Annotated in this window: 14 protein-coding genes and 1 pseudogene; 5 read left to right on the top strand and 10 right to left on the bottom strand. The window is 73.9% G+C overall.

All coding sequences use genetic code 11. From position 1 onward, the window contains the following. From AB0C69_RS07690 to AB0C69_RS07680, 3 genes and pseudogenes are all read right to left on the bottom strand, one after another. Positions 1-359, bottom strand: a pseudogene (locus AB0C69_RS07690) (acetyl-CoA C-acetyltransferase); the annotation flags it as partial. A gap of 110 nt (positions 360-469) precedes the next feature. Further along, complete coding sequence (locus AB0C69_RS07685) at positions 470-2,506, bottom strand: MFS transporter (RefSeq protein ID WP_360351088.1); 2,037 nt, start codon at positions 2,504-2,506, stop codon at positions 470-472. A gap of 124 nt (positions 2,507-2,630) precedes the next feature. Continuing rightward, positions 2,631-3,032 carry a hypothetical protein gene (locus tag AB0C69_RS07680; protein ID WP_360351085.1) on the bottom strand — a complete coding sequence of 134 codons (402 nt, stop codon included), beginning with the start codon at positions 3,030-3,032 and terminating at the stop codon, positions 2,631-2,633. 103 nt (positions 3,033-3,135) lie between these two features. Here AB0C69_RS07680 and AB0C69_RS07675 point away from each other — a divergent pair, with 103 nt between their 5' ends. Together AB0C69_RS07675 and AB0C69_RS07670 are read left to right on the top strand one after the other, a co-directional pair. Continuing rightward, positions 3,136-3,297, top strand: a complete 162-nt coding sequence (locus AB0C69_RS07675) for a hypothetical protein (protein ID WP_345173215.1) — start codon at positions 3,136-3,138, stop codon at positions 3,295-3,297. Positions 3,298-3,516: 219 nt separating this feature from the next. Next, the gene (locus tag AB0C69_RS07670; RefSeq protein ID WP_360351082.1) at positions 3,517-4,386 is read left to right on the top strand and encodes a methyltransferase domain-containing protein; all 870 of its coding nucleotides are present in this window, start codon (positions 3,517-3,519) and stop codon (positions 4,384-4,386) included. A gap of 111 nt (positions 4,387-4,497) precedes the next feature. Here the strand turns inward: AB0C69_RS07670 and AB0C69_RS07665 are convergent, their stop codons facing one another. The 4 genes from AB0C69_RS07665 to AB0C69_RS07650 form a co-directional block, all read right to left on the bottom strand. Beyond that, positions 4,498-5,301 (bottom strand): hypothetical protein, encoded by an 804-nt coding sequence (locus AB0C69_RS07665; RefSeq protein WP_360351079.1) that lies wholly within the window; start codon positions 5,299-5,301, stop codon positions 4,498-4,500. Positions 5,302-5,547: 246 nt separating this feature from the next. Next, entirely contained in the window at positions 5,548-6,543 is a 996-nt protein-coding gene (locus AB0C69_RS07660; RefSeq protein WP_360351076.1) for a zinc-dependent alcohol dehydrogenase family protein, read from the bottom strand. Between the two features lie 4 nt (positions 6,544-6,547). Beyond that, positions 6,548-8,875 carry a SpoIIE family protein phosphatase gene (locus AB0C69_RS07655; protein ID WP_353832472.1) on the bottom strand — a complete coding sequence of 776 codons (2,328 nt, stop codon included), beginning with the start codon at positions 8,873-8,875 and terminating at the stop codon, positions 6,548-6,550. A gap of 186 nt (positions 8,876-9,061) precedes the next feature. After that, complete coding sequence (locus AB0C69_RS07650) at positions 9,062-9,763, bottom strand: iron dependent repressor, metal binding and dimerization domain protein (protein WP_353832471.1); 702 nt, start codon at positions 9,761-9,763, stop codon at positions 9,062-9,064. Between the two features lie 99 nt (positions 9,764-9,862). Here AB0C69_RS07650 and AB0C69_RS07645 point away from each other — a divergent pair, with 99 nt between their 5' ends. Further along, the gene (locus AB0C69_RS07645; protein WP_360351072.1) at positions 9,863-10,567 is read left to right on the top strand and encodes a UdgX family uracil-DNA binding protein; all 705 of its coding nucleotides are present in this window, start codon (positions 9,863-9,865) and stop codon (positions 10,565-10,567) included. Between the two features lie 7 nt (positions 10,568-10,574). Here the strand turns inward: AB0C69_RS07645 and AB0C69_RS07640 are convergent, their stop codons facing one another. Together AB0C69_RS07640 and pdxH are read right to left on the bottom strand one after the other, a co-directional pair. Further along, entirely contained in the window at positions 10,575-11,972 is a 1,398-nt protein-coding gene (locus AB0C69_RS07640; protein WP_353832469.1) for an MFS transporter, read from the bottom strand. Then, positions 11,969-12,628: a pyridoxamine 5'-phosphate oxidase gene (gene pdxH / locus AB0C69_RS07635; RefSeq protein WP_360351068.1), complete on the bottom strand. Its 660-nt coding sequence runs from the start codon at positions 12,626-12,628 to the stop codon at positions 11,969-11,971. Before pdxH ends, AB0C69_RS07640 begins: the two co-directional genes overlap by 4 nt. Before the next feature lie 183 nt (positions 12,629-12,811). Here pdxH and AB0C69_RS07630 point away from each other — a divergent pair, with 183 nt between their 5' ends. Further along, positions 12,812-13,924 (top strand): citrate synthase 2, encoded by a 1,113-nt coding sequence (locus AB0C69_RS07630; RefSeq protein WP_360351065.1) that lies wholly within the window; start codon positions 12,812-12,814, stop codon positions 13,922-13,924. A 117-nt stretch (positions 13,925-14,041) separates the two neighbouring features. On the opposite strand, the gene AB0C69_RS07625 is transcribed toward AB0C69_RS07630, so the two are convergent. After that, a complete protein-coding gene (locus tag AB0C69_RS07625) occupies positions 14,042-16,924 on the bottom strand; it encodes an ABC transporter substrate-binding protein (RefSeq protein WP_360351062.1) in 2,883 nt (960 codons plus the stop codon). Positions 16,925-17,086: 162 nt separating this feature from the next. On the opposite strand from AB0C69_RS07625, the gene AB0C69_RS07620 reads away from it, so the two are divergent. Next, on the top strand, positions 17,087-17,470 hold the full coding sequence (locus tag AB0C69_RS07620; RefSeq protein WP_360351059.1) for a hypothetical protein: 384 nt from the start codon (positions 17,087-17,089) through the stop codon (positions 17,468-17,470). The last annotated feature ends 5 nt before the right edge of the window (positions 17,471-17,475 follow it).

The raw sequence follows: 17,475 nt of genomic DNA, 5'->3' as shown, positions 1-17,475 counted from the left end.
GCCATCTGCTCGACGCCGGAGGCGACGACGAGGTCCTGGGTGCCCGACAGCACGCCCTGGGCGGCGAAGTGGATCGCCTGCTGGGACGACCCGCACTGGCGGTCGATGGTCACGCCGGGCACGCTCTCGGGCAGCCCGGCCGACAGCCACGCGGTGCGCGCGATGTCCAGGGACTGCGGGCCGACCTGCATGACGCAGCCCATGATCACGTCTTCGACCCCGGAGGGGTCGACCCCGGTGCGGTTCACGAGCTCCTTGAGCACGTGCGCCCCGAGGTCGGCGGGGTGGACGTCCTTGAGCGCGCCCTTCTTGGTACCGACGGGGGTACGGACCGCGCCGACGATGTACGCCTCGGCCACTACGCCTCCAAAGATCTGGGGTTCCGTCCCGAAACCGAGTGTGATTCGGTTAGTCAGTATGAGATTACATCCTCCCGGCGCGGCGCGCTGTGAGGTGGGTCTCGGGGGGCCTACGTCCCCTGCCCGGCGGGCCGCGTGCGGGGCCTGAGGACCTCGCCGTCCGCCTCGTCGCCGAGGGACGCCTCCGCCAGTCGCGACAGGACGTCCGCCAGCTCAGGATGCTCCTCGGGAGCCCAGCCGTCCAGATGGCGGGCGAGCCCCTCGCGCCGGACGGCGAACAGCCGCTCGGCGGCGTCGCGCCCGGACGGCGTGACGGTGAGGGCGCCCTCGCGCCGCAGGACGTAGCCCGCGTCCACGAGCCGGTCGACGTACGGGCGGCCCTGCTCGACCCGGACGCCCGCGCGGTCGGCGAGGTCCGGGCCGGTGACGGACTCGTCCTTGGCGATCCGGCACAGCGCCCACACGCTGCCCGCCGGCAGGGACACGCCCGAGAGCGCCGCCAGCCTGTCGTACAGCTCGAAGGCCCGGGCGTCCCTGCGCATGAGCTCGCTCAGGGCGCGCTCCATCTCGTGCCTGGACGACCGGACGGTCGGCGCCGCGCCGAAGCCCTCCCCGTAGTCGGGCGTCTGCGACGTCGCGCGCAGAGGGACCTCGCGCAGGAACCAGGTCAGCACGAACGCGGCCGCAGCCACCGGGACCGCCCAGAAGAACACCGAGTCGATCGACTCCGCGTAGGCGTGCAGGACGGCGTTCTTGACCGCGACCGGGTACCGGTCGAGCAGCCCCGGATTGCCCTGGACGGCCGCGGGGTCGAACCCCGGCGGCAGGATCCGCGCCAGGTCCGCCACGTGGCCGGCGAGCTGGTTGCTGAAGATCGAGCCGAACACCGCGACGCCGAACGACCCGCCGATCTGCCGGAAGAAGGTGACCCCGGACGTCGCGGAGCCGAGGTCCTCGTACGACACCGCGTTCTGGACGGCGATGACGAGCACCTGCATGACCAGGCCCAGCCCGAAGCCGAGCAGCGCGAACCGCAGGCTCATGCTCAGCGTGGTCGAGTTCTCGTCCAGCGCCGAGCACAGGTAGAGCGCCAGCGCGATGATCGGCGTGCCGATCATCGGATAGATCTTGTAGCGGCCGAACCGCGTGATCAGCTGGCCGGAGCCGATCGAGCTGAGCAGCATGCCGAGCATCATCGGCAGCAGGTAGACGCCCGACAGCGTGGGCGAGACCCCGTGCACCACCTGCAGGAAGATCGGCAGGAACGTCAGCGCGCCGAACATCGCGAAGCCGACCGCGAAGCTGATCGCGGCGCCGAGGGCGAACACCGGGTGGCGCAGCAGCGAGGGCGGCATGACCGGCTCGGCGGCGCGCCGCTCGACCAGCAGCCACACCCCGATCAGGGCCACCGAGCCGGCGCCCAGGCCGATGATCGGCGCGGACGTCCAGGGGTAGCGCGTCCCGCCCCAGGTCGCCATCAGGACCAGCCCGACGGCCCAGCCGACGATCAGCAGCGTGCCGAGGTAGTCGATGCGGTGGCGCTCCCGCTCGCCCTTCGCGTGCAGCACGGCGGCGATCACCGCCAGCGCCACCACCCCGATGGGCAGGTTGATGTAGAACACCCAGCGCCACGTCAGGTTGTCGACGAACCAGCCGCCGAGCAGCGGCCCGCAGACGCTGGCCACGCCGAACACCGCGCCGAACAGGCCCTGGTAGCGGCCGCGCTCGCGGGGCGGCACCACGTCCCCGACGATGGCGACGGCGAGCACCATCAGCCCGCCGCCGCCGAGGCCCTGGAGGGCGCGGAACACGATCAGCTGGGACATGTCCCGCGACAGCCCGCACAGCGCCGACCCGATCAGGAAGATGACGATCGACGCCTGGAACAGCCGCTTGCGGCCGTACTGGTCGCCGAGCTTGCCCCACAGCGGGGTGGACGCCGTGGAGGACAGCAGGTACGCCGTGACGACCCACGACAGGTGGTTGAGCCCGCCGAGGTCGCTGACGATCGTCGGCAGCGCGGTGGACACGATCGTCTGGTCCAGCGCCGCCAGCAGCATGGCGAGCATGAGGGCGCCGAGGACCACGTAGAGGTCCCTGCCCTTCGGCATGGCCCGCTCGTCCCGCGCCGTCGCCGTCGCCGTCATGTCGCCGCCGCCGTCATGCCGTCGTCCCCCTGCCGCCGCCCAGATGCCGGGTACGTGCGGGGAGATGCCTACCCACGAGCCGGACGGGATCACCCGCCACGGGCGGGCGGCCCCAGGGGACGGGTCAGCGCACCAGGTCGCGGGCGACCTTCGCGGCGCCGATCGAGGCGGCCCCTCCGGCGACCGCCACCGCGCCCGCGGTCACCCACAGCGGCATGCCCTTGCGGGTCTTCAGGCCGCTCACCACGTCGATCGAGTCGACGGCGAGGCCGATCCGGGCCCACAGCCGGCGCCCTGAGTCGTCGCCGCTGAGCAGGTAGCCCGCGCCGAGCGCGATCTCCCGGGCGGCGAACATGCGCGCGACGTAGTCGCGGCCCGGGTCGGCGGAGCCGCCGAGGCCCATCAGCTTCACGGTCAGCCTCGGCGCGGCGAGCGCCGCGAGTCCGAGGGCGACCCTGCCGCGCGCCAGGCTGGTCGCCAATTCGTCCACTCTGTCCCGGCCGTCTTCTTCCTTCGCATCTGCCACGAGGCTGAGGGTATCGGCCCGCCTCCGCCCCCCGACCGGCGGGTAACCCCCGCCTTACACGTCTATGGTTCTGGGAGGCGGCTCTCCCCGGACGAAGGTGGCCATGGAAGGCATCCTCACTCTCATCGTCGCGTCGCTGCTCGCGGCGTTCTGCGTGCGCTGGGCCGCCGGGCGGCTCCGGCTGAACCTGCCGACCCGGGCCGCGGTGATCATCGTGTTCGTCATCGTCGTCCTGGCGCTGTACGGCGAGCACCTGCGGAACTGACCGGCGGAACCGGCCGGCGGGTGAATTCTCGGCGCCGACCCCGAACCTCCCGGCCCTTCGGGGAGTCATAAGTGGCGAAACCGGCTTCACGCCCGTTCGCTGTCCGCCGGCGCCGACGCGTCCCGCCCGTCCGGGCGGGGTCCCCCCGGCACGCGCCCGCACGGTGGACGCGAACGGGACCCCGTACGGCGAAGCCGGCCGAGCCGAGGGAGAGCACCCGTGCCGCATCCGGCGCCCGCCGTCCAGGAGACCGGGGGCACGATCGCCCCGCATCTCAGGCGCCTGCTGGAGTTCGTCGAACCTCAGGCCGGCGACGTGTGCCTGGACGTCGCGCGCGGGCGCGGGCCGATGCCCGCCGCGCTCGGCCCGCACGTCCGCCATGTGACCGCGGTGGACGCGACGCCCGTGGCGGCGGCGTCCGCGCGGGCCAGGCCGGGCCGGATGGAGACGGTGGAGTTCGGCACGGGGCCGGTCCGCATCACCGGCGAGGCCCGCGGCCCGGACGGCTCTCCCGACGGCCGTGGCGGCGGCCGTCCGAGACCCCCGGCCGCCATGACGCGCGAGGACCCGCGGCCGGGTGCCGCGCGTTCCGCCCCGCGCGTCCCGGTCAAGGCGGACGCCACCGCACTGCCCTACCGGGACGCCATGTTCTCCCTGGTCACCGCCCGGTTCTCGCTCTACAACCTCGGCGATCCGGGCGACGTGCTGCGGGAGCTGCTGCGGGTCTGCCGGCCGGGCGGGCGGGTGGTCGTCGCCGACCTCGTCCGCGGCAACCTCGCCGGGCCCGAGCGCGACCGGATCGAGCGCCTGCGCGACCCCGACCACCCCGGCACCCCGTCCATCGCCCGGCTCACCGAGATGATCACCTCGGTGGGCGGCAGCATCCGCCGGCTGGACGTGTTCACCGTGGAGCGCCCCGTCGAGCCGTGGCTCGCCGGGGCCCGCGACGGCGCGGCGGCCGACCGCATCCGCGCGGCCATGCTCGACGAGGTGGACGGCGGTCCGCGCACCGGCGCCAAGCCGCGCGTCATCGGCGGCGAACTCTGGTTCACCCAGTCCTGGGCGCACGTCGCCGCGGAACCCATCTAGCGCCGCGGGAGCCGCGGCCTCCGGACGCGCCCACCGGCCGCGCGCCGGGCCGGGCAGCGCGAAGGCCCGCGCCGGGGAGCTCGGCACGGGCCCGTCGTCAGCGTGCGGACGTCACTTCTTGCGGATGCCCATCGCCGGGTACATCTCGGAGTACCCCTTGCCGCCGAAGTACGAGGTGAGCTGCGCGTGGTTCGCGCCGGACGCGGACGGGAGGCCGCCGCGCAGGTCCGCGATCGGCGCGGCGAACCCGCACCCGCTGGTCTTCGGCACGGCGAACGTGTCGTCGGTCGAGTTGATCTTGACCCAGAACGTGCCGTCCGGACCCGAGGCCCCCGTGATCTCCTTCAGGTCCAGGTCGAGGGAGACCGGCGCCGCGTTCGAGCCGACGTAGCACGTGTCGCCCAGCAGCTGGTTGACGAGCTTCAGCTTCAGGGCCAGCCGGGTCCTGCGGTTGGGGATGTCGAGGTCGATCTTCCCGGCGTACTGGGGCTTCACCTTCAGGGAGAACAGCGGGATCCCCTCGGTCCCGGGGACGCCGAGGGCGCCGCCGGCCACGCTCATCGCCGTGCTCCGCATCTTCACGAACTTGGAGATCTCGGCGCCGGTCTTCGGGTCGTAGCCGGCCAGCAGCGTGATCCGCATCGGCGCGGTGATCTGCTGGTCGATGTTGCCGATCTTCATCCTGCCCCCGCTGGTCACCAGCACGTTGCAGTACCAGTTCGCGGGGTCCGCGCCGACCGGCAGGACGTCGGGGCAGTCCGAAAGGTCCAGCGTCGCGGGCGGCGCGTCCGCGGTCGCCCGGGCGCCGGGCTTCGGGGCGGTCTCCGCGGTCGCCGCGGGCGCGGCGGCCAGGGCGGCGGCCGCGAGGCCCGCCGAGAGGGGCAGCACGGCCAGGCGCTTGAACTTTGACGACACGGGGGTCCTCTCGCTGGGGGTGGAAACGCGGCGGGGGGCCTCCCGAGGCGCCGGCCCGAGCTGGCTACTCGCGAGTATGGAGCGATCCAACGGCATAGGAGACGCACTGTCAATAGAGTCCTCCCGCTACCGTCCGGAGCCGGTGAGGGGCACGGGTCGCGGAGAGACGCCGAGCTCAGGGGCGCGGCGGGGACCCGTCCGGCACGCGCGGCATCCGCGGGGCCCGCCGGCGCCCGGCGCCGAGGGTCACGCGATCAGCACGGCCGCCCCGGTGAAGCGGTCCGCGGCGAGGTCGGCGAGGGCGCGGTCCGCGTCGTCCAGGGGGTAGGCGTGCGTCGTGACGGCGACGTTCAGGCGCGCGGCCAGCGTCAGGAACTCCTCGCCGTCGGCGCGCGTGTTCGCCGTCACCGACCGGAGCTCGCGCTCCTGGAACAGGTGCCGCTGGTAGTCCAGGGACGGGACGTCGCTCAGGTGGATCCCCGCGACGGCGCACGTCCCGCCGCGGTCGAGGCGTTCCAGCGCGGCGGGCACCAGCTCGCCCGCGGGCGCGAACACGATCGCCGAGTCCAGCGGGGCGGGGGCCGCGTCGAAGGAGTCGCCGGCCCAGGACGCGCCGAGCTCGCGGGCCAGCTCGCGGGCGGCCGGGCTGCGGGTGAACACGTGCACGTCGGCGCCCTCGGCGAGCGCGACCTGCGCGGCCAGGTGCGCCGAGCCGCCGAACCCCCAGATCCCGAGGCGCCCGCCCGGCGGCAGGGCCGCGCGGCGCAGCGCCCGGTAGCCGATGATCCCGGCGCACAGCAGCGGGGCGGCGCGGGCGTCGTCCAGCTCGGCGGGCAGCGCGTAGGTGTAGGCGTCGACGGCGAGCGCGTACTCGGCGTAGCCGCCGTGCGCGTCCCAGCCGGTGTAGACCGAGGACGGGCACAGGTTCTCGGCGCCCCGGCGGCAGAACCGGCACGCGCCGCACGTCCCGCGCAGCCACGCGACGCCGACGCGGTCGCCGGGCCCGTGCAGGCACCCGGGGCCCGCGGCCTCGACCCGGCCGACGATCTCGTGGCCCGGCGTCACGCCCGGCAGGTGGACGGGCAGGTCGCCCTCCGCGACGTGCAGGTCGGTCCGGCAGACGCCGCAGGCCAGCACGCGGACCAGCAGTTCGCCCGGGCCGGGCGAGGGCGTCTCGCGGTCGGCGCGCCGCAGGGGCCCCGCCTCTATCGGGGACGGTGTCTCCACCACCCAGGCGCGCACCGGCTCACCCCGGGTTCAGCGGCAGCTCGAACCAGACGGCCTTGCCGTCGGACGTCGGGCGGGCGCCCCACCGGCTGGCGAGCTGGTCGACGAGGTACAGGCCGCGGCCCCCCTCGTCGGTCTCGCCCGCGCTGCGGATGCGCGGCAGCCGCATGTCGGAGTCGAACACCTCGACCCAGATGGCGTCCGCGCCGCGCCGCAGCCGGAGCCGGAACTCCTTGGTCGGCGGCTCGCGGCGGCCGAGGTCGGCGCCGAGGTTCCAGTCGTCCTCGTCGAACGCGCCGCCCTCGAAGGGGTCGGCGTCCAGGGAGCCGAAGTCGGTGTTGAACTGCACGGCCGGCGGCGCGCCCAGCGGCTCCCCGCCGCGCCCCGGCGGTCCCGCCGGGACCGGCACGACCATCTCGCGGCGCGGTGACGGCGTGGCGGTGGCGTGCAGGACGACGTTCGTGACGACCTCCGACACCAGCAGGCACGCCAGCTCGGCCTGCTCGTCGAGCATGCCCCAGTTCGCGAACGCGTCGGAGGCCATCCGGCGCGCCTCCGACACCATGATGGGCTCGGCGGCGAAGGTGCGCTCCTCCACCGCCAGCTCCTCGGCGGCGGTGCGGATCACCACGATCGCGACGTCGTCGTCGATGTCGCCGGGCACCGCGTCGTAGGCGGCGTTGGCGATCGCCTCGACCCCGCCGCGGGCGACCCCGGCGACGGCGGCGCGGACCATCTCCCGCGCCTCCTCGCGCGTGTGGTAGTCGCCGTCGTCCTTGGAGCGGCGGTCGATCAGGCCGTCGGTGTAGAGAACGAGCGTGGAGCCCGGCTTCAGCTCGGCCGACTCCTCGTTGAACAGCAGCTCGCCGCCCATGCCGGGGGAGCGCAGGCCGAGCATGCCGCCCTCGCTCTCGAAGTCGAGCTCGCCGACCTCGCCGTCGACGATCAGCAGGGGCGGGTCGTGCCCGGCGTTGGCGAACTCCAGGACCCGCGACCAGGCGTCGTAGACGAAGTAGGTGCACGACACCAGCGGCGGGCGGACGAGGTCGTCGCTGTTCCAGCCGGACCGCATCCGCTCGGGCCGCGTCATCGTGCGGACCCACTCGTCGAGCTTGCGCAGGATGTCGGCGGGCGGCTTGTCGTCCTGGGCGAAGGCGCGCAGCGCGGCGCGCAGCTGGCCCATGACGGCGGCGGCGCGGGCCCCGCGCCCCTCGACGTCGCCGATGACGAGGCCGACCCGTCCGGCCGACAGCGGGATCACGTCGTACCAGTCGCCGCCGACCTGCGTCTGGATGCCGTGCCCGTGCGACTCCAGGGGGCGCGCCGGCTCGTACCGCCAGGCGATCTGCAGGCCGTCCAGCGGGGGCGGCCGGTCGCCGGGCAGCAGGTGCTTCTGGAAGGCGAGCGCGGTCTCGCGCTCCTCCTCGAACAGCAGCGCGTTGTCGACGGCGAGCGCGACGCGGCTGGCGATCGCGCCGAGCAGGTCGCGGTCGAAGCCGTCGTAGTGCGGGTCGGGGCGCTTGGACAGGTTCGACAGCGCCAGGCTCATCACGCCGAGCAGCTCGCCGCGCACCAGCAGCGGCGCGGAGATCACCGAGGTGATGCCCATCTCGTGGCCGAGCCGCTGGGACGACTCGCTCGGCGCGGTGAACCGGTGCTGGATCATGTCCTCGACGAGGACGGCGTCGCGGCGGTCCATCGCCTTGGCGCTGAAGTGGCCGGGCGGGTAGGAGACGGGCTCGCCGACCTCCGCCCAGGTGCCGGGCGGCGGCTCCCAGCCGCCCGCGTGCCGCGACACCCGCCGGTAGAGGCGGTCTCCGCTGTAGAGGTCGATGAAGCAGTGGTCGGCGAACTGCGGGACGAGCGTGTCGGCGACGCGGCGCAGGGTGCTCTCCAGCTCCAGGGACCCGGCGAGCCGCTCCCCGATCCGCTCCAGGAGGCCGTAGCGGTCCTGCTCGCGCTGGTTGGAGCGCAGCGCCTCGCGCGCGAAGATCACCACTCCGTCGACGGCGCCGGAGGGGTGGCGCAGCGGGACGGCGTGCGCCCGCGTGTACACGGTGGTGCCGTCGGCGCGCAGGTTGCAGAAGGTGCCCTCCCACACCCCGCCCTTGAGGACGTGCTTGGCCAGCTCGGTGGCCTGCTCGTGGTCCTCCTCGGCGATGCCGAGCGACAGGATGGAGTGGCCGATGATCGCGTCGCCGCCGAAGCCGAACAGCTGCCGGGCGAACGCGTTGCCGTAGATGATGTTGCTGAACCGGTCGCAGACGATGACCGCCATCTCCATCTGCGCGAGGACGGTCTCGGGCGGCAGGTGCGCCTCGTCAGGCGCTTCCCCCCAGTGGCTCATCTCCCCATCCCGATACCCGTCCCGATCCTCGCCCCGATGACCACCGCGCGTCGCGGCGCGGACGTCCTACGTGGTTGCCTCGTCGTATTGAACGACGAACCCGCCGCCGGGATACGCCCGAAAGGCGCGATGTTATGGAGATCTTCGGTATAGACCGTCGAGGCGGGGGTGCACACGCCGACCGTGTCAGCGCCTGCTGACGAAGACGTGCTCGGCGATGCCGCGTGACAGCTCCGTCGCGGGACTGTCGTCCTCGTCGTCACCGATCACCCGCACCCCGTCGTCGGTCGCCCGGAGAATCACCTCTCGTCCCGGTTGTATCCCTATCTGCTTGAGTCTAAGCATCAGGTCGCTGTCGCTCTGCACCTGCTCGCTGATCCGGCGGATCACCGCGCCCGCGCCCTGCGGGCTCGCCACCGCGGTCATCACCGCGAGCGGCGGCTCCTCGGCGTCGTCGCCGTGCCCGCCGAGCTCGTCCAGGCCCGGGATCGGGTTGCCGTGCGGGCAGGTGGTCGGGTTGTCCAGCAGCGCGACCAGGCGGCGCTCGACGTCCTCCGACATCACGTGCTCCCACCGGCACGCCTCGATGTGGACGTCCTCCCAGGGCAGTCCGATGACGTTGACCAGGAGGCATTCGGCGAGGCGGTGCTTGCGCATGACGCGCGTCGCGAGACCCCGCCCGCTGTCGGTCAGTTCGAGGTGCCGATCGCCCTCGACCCGCAGCAGCCCGTCGCGCTCCATCCGCGCGACCGTCTGGCTCACCGTCGGGCCGCTCTGGGAGAGCCGCTCGGCGATGCGCGCGCGAAGAGGGATGATCCCCTCTTCCTCCAGCTCGAAGACCGTCCGGAGATACATCTCCGTGGTATCGATCAGGCCGTGTGAGGTCACAGCTCCCTCCAGTCTTATGGGCAAGAGTCTACTTGCTCGGGCCCCACGTCGCCGGGCCCTGCGAATATCCCCCCGAAGCCGGGTACGGGGAAACGCGAGATGAACGCGAAACCTTCCCACGACGCGGAGCCGTTCCTGCCCGGGACACCCGAGGAGCGGGCCGACCTGGACGCGCTGCGCCGGGCGGCGGCCGACTGCCGGGGCTGCGACCTCTACCGGAACGCCACCCGCACGGTCTTCGGCGAAGGCTCCCCCGGCGGGCGGATGCTGCTCGTCGGCGAGCAGCCCGGCGACCAGGAGGACCGCAAGGGCCATCCCTTCGTCGGCCCCGCGGGGCGCGTCCTCGACCGGGCGCTGGAGGAGGCCGGGATCGAGCGCGGCGACGTCTACGTCACCAACGCCGTCAAGCACTTCAAGTTCAAGCGGCAGGAGGGCGGCAAGCGGCGCATCCACGAGACGCCGAACGCCGGCGAGATGCGGGCGTGCCGCCCCTGGCTCCTCGCGGAGCTGCGGCTCCTGGACCCGGAGGTCGTCGTGGCGCTGGGGGCGACGGCGGGCAAGGCGCTGCTCGGCTCGTCGTTCCGGGTGACCAGGCAGCGCGGGCGGCTGCTGTCGCTGCCCGACCTGGAGGCGGTCGGCACCCCGGCCGCGGGGCAGGAGTCCGGGGACGAGCCGCCCGCCGAGGACGGCGCACGGCTCCTCGCGACGATCCACCCGTCGGCGGTCCTGCGCGCCGAGGACCGGGAGGACGCCTACCAGGGCCTCCTGGACGACCTGAGGATCGCCGCCTCGGCCCTTCGCTGACGGCGGCTCAGTCCTCGACCCGCACGGGCTCGGCCGGCACGGCCTCGGCGGTGCGGGTGTCGTAGCGGAGCAGGGAGGGGACGGCGAACCCCGCGACGACGACGAGCGCGGCACAGGCCAGCCCGCCGCCGACCCAGGAGGCGGTCGCGCCCGCGACGCTCGCGGTCGCCCCCGCCCGCACGTCCCCGAGCCGGGGGCCGCCCGCGACGACGACGGTGAAGACGCCCTGGAGCCGTCCGCGCATCCGGTCGGGCGCGTACGTCTGGAGCATGGACTGGCGGAAGACCGACGACACCAGGTCGGCCGCGCCGCCGACGGCGAGCAGGACGACCGCGAGCCAGAGGCGGCCGGCCAGCCCGGCGGCCGCGACGGCGAGGCCCCAGACGGCGATGGCCGCCACGAGCGCGATCCCCTGCCGGTGCACGCGCCCTATCCAGCCGGACGACAGCCCGCCGAGGAAGGCCCCGACCGCGATCGCGGCGAACAGGTAGCCGACCGCGCCCTCGCCGCCGAACCGGGTCTCGGCCACCTCGGGGAACAGGGCGCGCGGCATGGCGACCGACATCGCGATGACGTCCACCACGAACGACATGAGGAGCACCGGCTGCGTCGCGAGGTAGCGGAGCCCGTCGAAGACCGACCGCAGGCCGGGCGTGCCGGTGACGTCGCCGAGCGGCGGGATCGGCGGCAGCCTGAGCGCCGCGTACAGCACGACGGTGAACAGCACGGCGTCGAGCGCGTACGCCGCCGCGTAGTTCCAGTGGGCCAGCAGGACGCCGGCGAACAGCGGCCCGGACAGCATCCCGAACTGGCTCGCGGTGAAGTTGAGGGTGTTGGCCGCCGGGACGAGCGGCCGGTCGACCAGCCGGGGGACGATCGCGCTGCGGGTGGGCGAGGACACCGCGAACCCGACCGCCTGGACCGCCACCACGACCATGATCAACGCGAGGCTGCCGACCCCCAGCAGCGCCTGGACCAGCAGCAGCAGCGTCGCCGCCCACATGACGCAGGACGAGGCGAACAGCAGCCTGCGGCGGTCCATGTGGTCGGCCACCGCGCCGCCCCAGAGCCCGAAGACGATCAGCGGGACGAGGTTGACGACGCCGAGGGCGCCCACCCAGGCCGAGGAGCGGGTCATGTCGTAGACCTGGACGGGAACGGCGACGGCGGTGACCTGGAACCCGACGAACGACACGCCCTGGCCCAGCCACAGCCGCCGGTAGGCCGGGTGCCGGAGCGGCCGGGTGTCGATCGCGAGCCCCCGCAGCCGCCTGCGGCGGACCGTTCCAACGGGCGGCGGGGGTTTCTCCGGCTCGGCGTCGTCCTGCTCGGCGGACCGGCCGTGCCTTCCCGTCTCCCGTGCGTCGGCGCCGTCGGCGGGGGGCGGCTGCTGTTCGGGCGTCACGGAGCCAGTCTCTCCGTCACCCATCCCTCCGGGTCCCCGGGGGTCGCCCTCCGGTAGCGGATCCGGTCGTGCAGCCGGTCGCGGCGGCCCTGCCAGAACTCGATCGTCTCGGGCTCCACGCGGTAGCCGCCCCAGAAGTCCGGCAGCGGGACGGCGCCGGCCGCGTCGCCCTCCGGCGCCTCCGCCCCGCCGAAGGGGGACGCGGCCGGATCCGGCCAGCGCTCGGCGGCCTCGGCGTAGCGGCGCTCCAGCACCTCGCGGTCCTGGATGACGCCCGACTGGTCCTCGCTGGCCCACGCGCCGATCCGGGACCCGTACGGGCGGGTACGGAAGTAGGCGGCCGCCTCCTCGCGCGAGAGTTCGGCCACCCGGCCCGCGACCCTCACCTGCCGGTACAGGGGATGCCAGGGGAACACCAGCGCCGCGCGCGGGTTCTCCGCGAGGTCGCGGCCCTTGTGGGACGTCAGGTTCGTGAAGAACCGGAAGCCCTGCGGCCCGTAGCCCTTGAGCAGGACCGTCCGGGCGCTCGGGATCCCGTCGCCGGAGGCGGTGGCCAGGATCATCGCGTTCGGCTCGGCCAGCCCGGCGGCGTGCACCTCGGCGAACCACACGGCGAACAGGGCGAGCGGGTCGGCGGGGAGCGCCGACTCGGACAATTCGCCCACCTCATAGGATCTGCGGAGCCGTGCGGGGTCCGGCGTTGGGGAATCCACAGCGTCAGAGCCTCTCACCCCGAGGCCTGTGCAACTTGCAGGACCCCGGGGTACTGGTCAGTAAGGCGGGCAGGGTTCAATGGCACGGCACCGCCTTATCACACGGGACGAAAGGCAGGACGACACATGTCCGACTTCAAACCCGGTCTCGAAGGAGTCGTCGCCTTCGAGACGGAGATCGCGGAACCGGACAAGGAGGGCGGCGCCCTCCGCTACCGGGGCGTCGACATCGAGGAACTCGTCGGGCGTGTCTCCTTCGGCGACGCCTGGGGGCTCCTCGTGGACGACAGCTTCACCCCCGGCCTGGCCCCCGCCGACCCCCACCTGCTCCCCGTCACCTCAGGTGACGTGCGGGTGGACGTGCAGAGCTCCCTCCCCACCCTCGCCACCGCGTACGGGATGAAGCCGCTGCTCGACATCTCCGACGAGGAGGCCCGCGCCGACCTCGCCCGGGTGTCGGTGACGGCCCTGTCGTTCGTGGCGCAGTCCGCACGCGGCGTCGGCAAGCCGATGGTCCCGCAGCACCGGATCGACGAGTCCGGAACCATCACCGAGCGGTTCATGGTCCGCTGGCGCGGTGAGCCCGACCCCAAGCACGTCCGGGCCATCGACGCGTACTGGGTCTCCGCCGCCGAGCACGGCATGAACGCCTCCACCTTCACCGCCCGCGTCATCGCCTCCACCGGCGCGGACGTGGCGGCCAGCATGTCCGGCGCGATCGGCGCCATGTCGGGCCCGCTGCACGGGGGCGCCCCCGCCCGCGTCCTGCCGATGATCGAGAAGGTCGAGCAGCTCGGCGACGCCCGCAAGGTCGTCACCGACATCCTCGACTCCGGCGACCGGCTGATGGGCTTCGGGCACCGCGTGTACCGCGCCGAGGACCCGCGCGCCCGCGTGCTGCGCCGCACCGCCAGGGAGCTGGACGCGCCCCGCTTCGAGGCCGCCAAGGCCCTGGAGGACGCGGCGCTGGCCGAGCTGCGCGAGCGCCGCCCGGACCGCCCCATCGAGACGAACGTGGAGTTCTGGGCCGCGGTCATCCTCGACTTCGCCGAGGTCCCGACCTCGATGATGCCCGCGATGTTCACCTGCGGCCGCACCGCCGGGTGGGCGGCGCACATCCTGGAGCAGAAGCGCACCGGCCGCCTCGTCCGGCCGAGCGCCCGCTACACCGGCCCCGGCAGCCGCTCCCTCGACGAGGTCGCCGGTGCGGCGGAGGTCCTCAAGCGCCAGGCCGGCTGACGCGGCCGGTCCCCCGCCCCAACGCGCCTGAGGCCCCCGGTCGAACCGGGGGCCTTTGCCGTGCACGGAGGCGCCGGCCCGTCCGAGCCGCTTCGCGCAGGCGCCGCCGTGCCCGGGCTACTTCACGGCGGCGCCGCTCCCCTCCCCCGGCGGGCAGTCGGCCCGGCCCTGCCCGCGGGCGACGAGGCGGCCGCACACCTGCCTGACCTCCGTCGTCCCGTCCTGCCGGATCGTCGCGAGGATCACCGGCCGGTCGATCACCTGGTGGCCGGCGCCGCGGGAGGCGAACCGCAGCACGCCGCTGGCGCCGTTGCGCAGCACGTCGTGGTCGGGGTCGTTGAGCGCCGCGAACACCGAGCCCGCCGACGGCAGCGCCTTCTCCTGCCAGTACACCTTGCTCGCCACGGTCGCCACGAGGGTCGCCGCGTCGTAGCCGACGGCGGCGCGGGTGATGGACGGGCGCCGCCCCGACGGGTCGTCCTCGTCGTCGGTCATCTCCCGGACCCCCGGGTCGTAGTCGGAGTAGAACGTCTGCGGCGACTGGTCGCCGATCCACCGCCACGTCCACGCCTCCCGGGCGGCCAGCGGCGTGAAGTACAGGTCGAAGGTGTTCTTGCGGCCGAGCTCCTCGGCGTTGTCGCTGACGTACTTGGCGATCTCGTCGTCGGCGAGGACCAGCGGGCGCTTGGGGCAGGAGAGCTCCAGCACGTTGACGAACGAGCGGAACTCGTCCGACCGCCCCGCGTAGTAGAAGAGGTCGGGCTGGTCCTGGCAGGCCTCCCTGACCGACTTGTTCAGCTCGCCGGGGTTCCTGTACGGGCGCATCAGCGCCTTGCCGGGCCGGAACGACCGCTGGAAGTCGGTCGCCAGGTTCGCGCTGTAGAGGTCGTCGGGGTCGCCGTCGTAGATGACGACCGCGTCGTCCACCTTCCCGCCGCCGACGTCGCCGTGCCGCGCCCAGTACGCGGCGTGCCGGGCGGTCCGCGCGTTGGGGGACGCGAGCCGGAAGTAGTAGGGCGAGAATCCGGCGTCGCCGTCGAGCAGCGCCGTCCCGTCGTAGCTGTTGGCGGTGCCGACGAGCGGCAGCGCCGACTTGGCCAGCAGCCTGATCGCCTCCTGGGTCTGCCGGCGGCTCTGCTCGAACCCGATCACCGCGACGATCGAGCGGTCCTTCAGCGCCCGCGCGCGGATCTGCTCGGCGACGTCCCCGGCGTAGCGGAACTTGGCGCCCGCGTTGGCGACCAGCACCCGCAGCCGCAGGTCGTCGCCCTCGGCCGCGTCGTTGAACCGCTTCTGCGCGATCGCCAGCCCGATCAGCTCGCCCTGCACCCCGGCGAGCAGGTCGATCCGCTTGTTCTTGATGGACGGGTCGGCGGTCACCGGGCCGAGGTAGACCACGGTCGCGTACGGCTTGCGGGACTCCATGACGTGGTCGTTCAGCGACTCGATCCGGTCGAGGACCCTGTTGAGCCGGTTGTCGTTGTTCTTGCCGCCGGAGTCCTCGCCGAAGCGGAACGACCCGTCGGTGATGCCGACGCACTCGCCGTTCGCCATCCGCCTGATCCCGAACGGCGAGCAGTACCGCTCCACCTGCACGGAGATGACGGAGACGGACGCGGCGGCGACCGCGACCATCGCGATCCACGGCAGCGCCGGATGGGCGAGCCGGGGCCTGCGCCGCACCGGCCGGACGGGCGGCAGGTCGCCGCCCGGGTCGCGGGTGACGTCCACGCGCAGCTCGCGGCGCGATCCGAGGGCGCCGACGCGCCGCTGCTCGCGCGTGTAGCGGTCCCACAGGCCGCGCGCGGCGATGACGCTCTGCGGCTCGTCCGAGCCCACGTCCACCCGGACGGCCCGCGCGAGCCGCTCCAGCAGCCGGGGCCCGGACGGGTCGGACGGCTCCGCCGGGGCGGCCGGGTCGACTCCGGCGACGACGACGAGCGGGTCGAAGCCCGGCGGCCGGTCGCTCGCCTGGCCGTCGGCGCGGACCCGCTCGACCAGCTCGACGAACGCCACCCCCGGATGCCCGGCGGACAGGTGCTCGAAGATCAGCACCGGGTAGCGGACCCGGGCCCACGCGGCCCGCCGGTAGTCGCGCCGGTAGTTGCGGCGCAGGTCCTCCAGGAACGCGGCGACGAGCAGCAGGTCGAGCTGCTCGCCGTGGTCGTCCGGCTCGACCGGGCGGGGGTCGAACACGCCGAGCGCGAAGCCGAGGAAGCCGGTGGAGTCGCGGTCGACGTAGGGCTGGCGCAGGAACCAGCCGAACCGCCGCACCCCGTACCAGCCGCGCGTCCGGGCGACGATCTGCACGGTCACGAACGCCAGGCCGACGACCGCCGCGAGCACGGCGGAGGCGAGGTCGAGCGCCGCCGCCGTCCCGGCGCTGATCAGCGCGACGGCGGCGATGCCGATCGGAGCGATCTGCTCCAGGAACGATAAGAAGGTGGCGCGCCTACCGGGCACCTCTTCGAGGTCGCGCAGGACGTCGCGCCCGCGCCGCCGGATCACCCGGTTGAGCTCGCGGCGCCGCGCGTTCTCGTTGTCACCGACCGGCGGGTGCGTCAGCCGCCGGACGAGCAGGTGGTTCTCGCGCTCGGACGAGGAGGCGCCGCGCGGCGGCGGGCGGTCGCCGGCCAGCCGGATCTCCCGAAGGTCGCGCAGCCACAGCGCCATCTCCAGCAGCGGGAAGCGCAGCGCCGGCTCGCCCCGGGCGCGGCTGCTCGGCTGCGACAGCTCGCGCTTGGCCTCCCGCAGCACGCCCGCGACGCCGGTGGCGGGCGTGTCGGCGGCGATGTGCGACACCGGGGCCCGCTCGTCCTCGCACCGCGCCTTGAGGATCTCGGCGGCGTGGGAGGCGGCGCGCTCCGGCCCGAGCAGCAGGAGCAGGGGCCGCAGCCGCTCCCGCCATCGCCACGGCGGCCGCTCGCGCAGCCGCTCGAACAGGTCGAGGACCCCGCGCAGCCGATCCTCGCTCAGGATCCGGTCGCCGTCGCCCGCCATGCGCCACGCCTCGCTTCCGTGTCTCGCCCGCTTCTGCCCCGCAGCCCCCCGACTCGCCGTCCCCGTTCAGGTTGGACGCGCGGAACGGTCGATCGGATCGAAACCTTCCGCTGATCATGCGCCGGTTCCCGAAACCCGGTCACTTTGCCATCATGGGGCGGCATGAGAGCAGCCCGCGGCGGAGACGACGAGCCCCTCGAAGGCGACATCGGCCCCGCGGCCGGCGCCGTGTCCGGTGCGGGGCCCGGCCGCGCGGCGGCGCCCGCGCTCTCGGAGGCAGCGGAGGCGGCGCAGGCGCTGAGGCGGTTCGACGCGGAGCGCGAGGAGCGCCGCCGCGCCACCAACGCCGTAGCGGGACGGATCGCGGTCGCGCTCGCCGCCCTCCTGCTGGCGTTCCTCACCTACGACTCCACCGCCACGGCCGTGCGGGCGCACTCCCGGGGCGACGCCTGGATCTACCCGCCGGCCGTCGTCGGCGGCGTCTGCGCCGCCGGGCTGGTCGCCCTGCTGACCTGGGGGTGGCGCCGCCGGCGTCTCGGGATGTGAACTCG

This window comes from Actinomadura sp. NPDC048032 (genome assembly GCF_040653175.1).
GTDB classification, from domain to species: domain Bacteria; phylum Actinomycetota; class Actinomycetes; order Streptosporangiales; family Streptosporangiaceae; genus Spirillospora; species Spirillospora verrucosospora.
The sequence above is the reverse complement of the archived record's forward strand: the minus strand, read 5'-3'. Positions and strand labels throughout refer to the sequence as shown.

Coding starts and splice junctions, on each gene's coding strand:
- AB0C69_RS07620 (WP_360351059.1), top strand. CDS start 17,087: ATGAGAGCAGCCCGCGGCGGAGACGACGAGCCCCTCGAAGGCGACATC.
- AB0C69_RS07675 (WP_345173215.1), top strand. CDS start 3,136: ATGGAAGGCATCCTCACTCTCATCGTCGCGTCGCTGCTCGCGGCGTTC.
- AB0C69_RS07630 (WP_360351065.1), top strand. CDS start 12,812: ATGTCCGACTTCAAACCCGGTCTCGAAGGAGTCGTCGCCTTCGAGACG.
- AB0C69_RS07655 (WP_353832472.1), bottom strand. CDS start 8,875: ATGAGCCACTGGGGGGAAGCGCCTGACGAGGCGCACCTGCCGCCCGAG.
- AB0C69_RS07685 (WP_360351088.1), bottom strand. CDS start 2,506: ATGACGGCGACGGCGACGGCGCGGGACGAGCGGGCCATGCCGAAGGGC.
- AB0C69_RS07625 (WP_360351062.1), bottom strand. CDS start 16,924: ATGGCGGGCGACGGCGACCGGATCCTGAGCGAGGATCGGCTGCGCGGG.
- AB0C69_RS07645 (WP_360351072.1), top strand. CDS start 9,863: ATGAACGCGAAACCTTCCCACGACGCGGAGCCGTTCCTGCCCGGGACA.